The 4,991-nt window shown below is 61.1% G+C and carries 6 protein-coding genes; 2 read left to right on the forward strand and 4 right to left on the reverse strand.

The window, feature by feature from the left end; translation table 11 throughout:
* The 3 genes from QXF46_09090 to QXF46_09100 form a co-directional block, all read right to left on the reverse strand.
* The coding region (locus tag QXF46_09090; protein MEM0227014.1) for an MFS transporter at window positions 1-974 on the reverse strand (974 nt) is incomplete at its 3' end.
* Between the two features lie 6 nt (window positions 975-980).
* Window positions 981-2,348 (reverse strand): rhomboid family intramembrane serine protease, encoded by a 1,368-nt coding sequence (locus QXF46_09095; protein ID MEM0227015.1) that lies wholly within the window; start codon window positions 2,346-2,348, stop codon window positions 981-983.
* A gap of 159 nt (window positions 2,349-2,507) precedes the next feature.
* Window positions 2,508-2,876: a hypothetical protein gene (locus QXF46_09100; protein MEM0227016.1), complete on the reverse strand. Its 369-nt coding sequence runs from the start codon at window positions 2,874-2,876 to the stop codon at window positions 2,508-2,510.
* A 94-nt stretch (window positions 2,877-2,970) separates the two neighbouring features.
* Between QXF46_09100 and QXF46_09105 the strand changes: the two genes are divergently transcribed.
* The gene (locus QXF46_09105; protein MEM0227017.1) at window positions 2,971-3,951 is read left to right on the forward strand and encodes an FAD-dependent oxidoreductase; all 981 of its coding nucleotides are present in this window, start codon (window positions 2,971-2,973) and stop codon (window positions 3,949-3,951) included.
* A 3-nt stretch (window positions 3,952-3,954) separates the two neighbouring features.
* Here QXF46_09105 and QXF46_09110 read toward each other — a convergent pair whose 3' ends face one another.
* On the reverse strand, window positions 3,955-4,479 hold the full coding sequence (locus tag QXF46_09110; GenBank protein ID MEM0227018.1) for a hypothetical protein: 525 nt from the start codon (window positions 4,477-4,479) through the stop codon (window positions 3,955-3,957).
* Window positions 4,480-4,590: 111 nt separating this feature from the next.
* Between QXF46_09110 and QXF46_09115 the strand changes: the two genes are divergently transcribed.
* On the forward strand, window positions 4,591-4,991 hold a 401-nt coding region (locus QXF46_09115; protein ID MEM0227019.1), incomplete at its 3' end, for a TrpB-like pyridoxal-phosphate dependent enzyme.

Below are 4,991 nucleotides of genomic sequence, written 5' to 3' on the forward strand. Positions count from 1 at the left end.
GCTGTCGCGACAGAGCTCGGCGGCGCCATGTAGGAGAGGAGCTTCCTGCGAGCCGGCATATCGAGGGGGAGGAAGACGTTCTGGAGGACGACGGCTAGCGCCAGCGTGCCGTAGCTCCGGCTGACGGCCATTAGCGCGTAGCCGGCCGAGACGCCCACGTAGTGGAGCGCTAGTGCGAGCCTGGAGCCTAGTCGGTCCGTCACAAGGCCGGCGACCGGCTGGAACACCTGCGAAACCACAGTCCCGAGGGCGGCCAGCGTGCCTATCTCGTAGGTGGAGAGGCCCAGGATCTCCCTTTGGAACAGGGCTGTGTAGGGCATGACGGAGAAGACCGCGAAATCGTGTATTGAGAGGGAGAGGGTTAGCTCGAAGAAGCCGGCGCTCTTCAAGTGCTCGAGCTTGATCCTTTCTCTCGCGCGGCTCCCGTGGATCTGCTCGAGGCGCGTGAGCGGGAGGGCGGAGAGGGCGAACGCTATCGCGCTCAGCCTGTAGAGCGGAGTGAAGCCCTCCCTCTCGGTGATTACGCCCGACAGGTAGGATCCAACCGCGGCGCTAGCCCCCGACGCCAGCAGGTACAGCGAGTACCACGTGCCCATATCGCTCCGGTTAGCCCTGGAGGCCACGACGCGCAAGGAGCTCTGCCCCCTAAGCGTGGAGAGGAACGTGTAGGAGAAGAGGAGGGAGGCTGTAACAGCGGGCGACTTGAGCGAGGGGAGGAGGGCGACGATTGCCGCCTGACCGCCTGTGGCGAGGATCAGCGCCCTTCGGGCGGGGAGGGCGTCTGCCACGATGCCGGCGGGCAACGCTAAAACGAACGATAGCGTGAGCGGGAGGCTGGACGCGAGCCCCACCTCCGCTAGGGGGAGACCCAGCGATCTGAGGTAGATGGGGAAGAGCGTGTACCACAGGGCGTGTGCAAAGGAAGAGGCGAGGGTGTGCAGCACGAATGGTGGAGGTAGGCCGTTCCTCCGCATATCTCTTCACGCGAGCAGCTCCAGGTCGTGGGCCTTTCTAAGCGTAACGTCGATGGCTGCGAGGGTCAAAAGCAGCGAGACGGCCGAGAGCAGGATGATGATGCTCGAGACCGGTTCGGCTTTATCCGCGCTGATTAGCGTGGATAGCGTGAAGTCGAAGTCACCCTCACCCGAGGCGACGCAGATGCCCGCGCGGCAGCTGAGAATAGTCGCCCTCATGCTGCCCTGCGCGGAGTCGAGCACGCCGAGCCTGTCGTAGGACGCTTCCATGCTCAGCCTGACGTCGACGGGGACTCCGGAGACTCTCACCGTCCTGCTTATGCTGAAGCTCTTCGTCGATCTCGCCAGCGCCCTGTCGTACAAGAGGCCCAGTGCTTCAAGCCTGTTGTACACGATTCTCACGGGATCCGACGATATCTGCGCGGCCAAGCGGGGTTGACCATCGAGCTGCAGCATCACCATGTCCCTACTCGAGCCCTCGTCGCAGACCGTTTGCGGGGCGCAGTAGATCCTGTAGGTGACGGTCGCCTCGAGGACTTTCACCGGTACGTCCATCTGCCTCGCGGACGCCATGGAGTAGACGCTGCCGACAGCGAGCGAAGTTAGCGCGGCAACGAGGATGATCTTGGAGAGCCTACCAAGGCCCGCGGAGCCCAGCATGATGTACTTGAATGCCCTCTGGCTGGCCGTAAGCGCTCGTAGGAGCCTATGCCTCTCGCGATCCAGTAGAAGCGGCAGGAGCGCCATCCCGGCTACGAATCCGCCCGCGTGCGCGAAGACCGCGACACCGATGCTCGCCATCGCGTAGCCCTGGAGGATTTGAGTCACGAACCAGAAGATTAGGTAGGCTGCCGCGCTGGCCGTGAAGCATATGGGTATGTAGAGGTAGAAGAAGCATAAGGACAGCTTGCTCCCCGGGAAGAGCAGAAGGTACGCTCCTAGAACGCCACTGATCGCGCCGGACGCGCCGATCGCCGGAGTTACGATCGTCAGCGGCCCCTCGATCGGAATGAAGGCTGCGTGGAACGCTTCGGCCGCCAGCCCGGAGAGCAGGTAGAGGACTAGGTACCGCTTGCCCCCGAGCGCTGTCTCGACAAGCCTCCCAAAGTTGTAGAGGAAGATCATGTTGAAGAATATGTGTAAGAGGTTCGCGTGCAGGAACATCGAGGTGAAGAGCCTGTACCACTGCCTCGGGTCCGCAAGGCTTGAGGGTATGAAGGCTCCCCACCACAACCACTCGTCGCCGATCTGTAGGAGGCCGTAGTCGAGAGATGTAGCAAGGTAGGCGATCACGTTTAGGACAACCAGTAAGATCGTGACCTTGGGGGGGCCCGTTCTAAGACCGAGCTGATCGTGAGCGTAGGGTATTCCCACTCCTCAATCCCCCTAAAGCAGCTTGAACTGCGCTTATATCTTTGCCCCCTCAACGTACGCACCGCGTAGGATCGAGCTTCAACTCCCATCAAACGCCGATTCCAGCTGAGGAGCTCAAAATCGTCCGCCACTTAGAAGAATATTATTCAGCGCTGCGAACTACTGGGTACGCCTTCTGACCATCTCCTCGTAATCCCTCTCGTACTCGCCGCTTTCGATCGATAGGACCATCCTTTTGAGAAGGTCCCTCACCTCACTAACGTACTCCAGGTCCGCGTCCCGTAGACCCCGCTTCTCGATGTCGATAGCCCTTTCCCTCAGCCTCATACCCGCATCGATGCTGAGCGCCGCGAGGATCGCTTGACCGTACAACGCGAAGGGGGCTTGCATTTCGCTGCCCAGCTCCGTCAGCAGGTAGGCTGCGTTGTAGAGGAAGAGGGGTCTGCCGCAGTTCAGGAACTCGTCGAGGAGCCTGATGACCTCTGACATGCGCAGCGCGTAAACCGCGAGCAAATCCCCAAAGCTCATAACTTCATGTGTTCCATGTAGCCCTAATTATAAGGGTGACTGGAACTACGCGCTGATTCATAAACCTTTTTAAAGGCTGTCCCCCCATCCACGCGTGAAGTTCACCCGGTGCTCGTCTAGACCCCAATCAACCGGCGCGCGCGTAGCTATCGTGGGCGCGGGCCCCGCGGGCCTAGCCGCGGCGGGGGAGCTGGCGTGCAGGGGTCATGAGGTTCACGTCATGGACCGGCTTCCAGAGCCGGGGGGGATGCTGCTCTTCGTGATACCCGACTTCAGGTTCAGGAAGGACATGGTGCGCTCCGGGATCAAGGAGCTCGAGAGGCTGGGCGTCGTCTTCGAGAGGAGCGAGATTGACAGTGGTAGGCTGAGAAGGCTGCTCGCGGACTACGACGCTGTCCTGCTCTCGACGGGCGCTTGGAGGAACGTTAAGCTCGGCGTAAGGGGCGAGGAGCTTCAGGGCGTCTACTACGGGCTCGATTGGATGCACATGTACATGCTTCACAACTTGGGCTACGGCCCACCACCCCCTAGGCCGGGCGAACGTACGATCGTGGTTGGTGCCGGCTTGACGGGTCTTGACGTCTGCGAGACCCTGCACAGGGTCTACGGGTTGAAACCCGTGCTGGTTTACCGGAGGCCCCTTAAGGTGGCGCCGGCAGCCGTGGCTCTCGCGCGGCTCGCGGAGAAGGGCATCATCAGCGTCGTTGACTCCTCACTCCCCCTCGAAGTCGTCGGAGCGAACAGGGTTGAGGGCTTGAAAATCGTCAGTGTTGAACCGACGTTCGACAGGACGGCCCCGATCAAGCCTATACCCGGCTCCGAGAGGGTAATCGAGGCCGACACGGTGATCATTGCGGCCGGCATCCAGCCCAGCCCACCCCCCTCGCTGGCGGAGCTGGGCGTAACCGTGGAGCGGGACGGCAGAGTCCGCGTCGATGAGAGGTTCATGACGAACGTCGAGGGCCTCTTCGCGGCCGGCGACGTGGCGCACGGAGCCAGCAACGTCGCCAAAGCCATGGAGAGCGGCCGTAGAGCTGCGGCCTCGATCGACGAGTACCTGAGGGCGAAAAGATAGCTTCTAGTAGACGGTCACGCTCTTTATTGCAGGGTGCTGAAGGACTCGAGGGACGAAATCGCTGGGCACCTCGTCCTGTATGATGACGAAGAGCCTGGGGTTGTCGACGATCAAGGGGTGCTCCGCGATGACCTGCAGGATGTTGATGTTCTTCTCGGCTAGCAGGCTGGACACGTACGCCAGGATTCCCGGCTGGTCGCGGACTGTCTCGATCACGATGCAACGGTAGTTGAGGAGCTTCGTCACGCCCCGGAAGAAGGGGCCGGCGTTCTCCAGCTTCTCGAAGAACTCCAACAACCTCGGGTTCTCAACGATCCTGCGAACCGTCTCCCGTACAGTCCTCCAATCCACGCCGCAAGCTCGCGCAACGCTCCTGTACGGTACCGGGATGTCGCCCAAGTAGATGCGCGGCGCCTTCCGCCCCGGCGCTGGCTTCACGCTCAAGCCGCGCATCAATAGAGTCATTGCGACCCTCAGCTGCGCCTCGTTGTTCTTGAAGTACTGGAGGATTTCTTCGCGAATGGTCACGCTCAAAAATCGTCGTGAAGGTACAAAAGCTTAGCTTCCCGCCAGCTTCTCTGAGCAATGCATATTTTTATACACGAAAAGCCTTTTTTGTTCCTCAATGACCCCCATGCCGTGCCGAACTACAAATTGGTGATCGGCGAGGAGGAGCTCCCTAAGGCGTGGTACAACATCCTTCCTGACTTGCCCGAACCGCTCCCACCACCCCTGAAGCCCGATGGAACGCCCGTAAAGCCCGAGGAGCTGGAGGCAATTTTCCCGAAGGAGATCGTCAGGCAGGAGGTCTCTTTGGAGCGGTTCATACCGATCCCCGACGAGGTGCTCGACGTCTACAGGCTGTGGAGGCCCACACCGCTCGTGAGAGCTTACAGGCTGGAGCGGGCGCTCAAGACGCCGGCTGAAATCTACTACAAGTACGAGGGGGTGAGCCCTCCGGGCAGCCACAAGCCGAACACGGCCGTCGCGCAGGCCTACTTCAACCTGAGGGAGGGGGTCGAGCGGCTGACGACAGAGAC

It is taken from the genome of Thermofilaceae archaeon (assembly GCA_038731975.1).
Taxonomy (GTDB): Archaea; Thermoproteota; Thermoprotei; order Thermofilales; family Thermofilaceae; genus JANXEW01.

Excerpts from the sequence above, each read along its gene's own strand:
- QXF46_09100 (MEM0227016.1), bottom strand. The coding sequence starts at position 2,876 with ATGAGCTTTGGGGATTTGCTCGCGGTTTACGCGCTGCGCATGTCAGAG.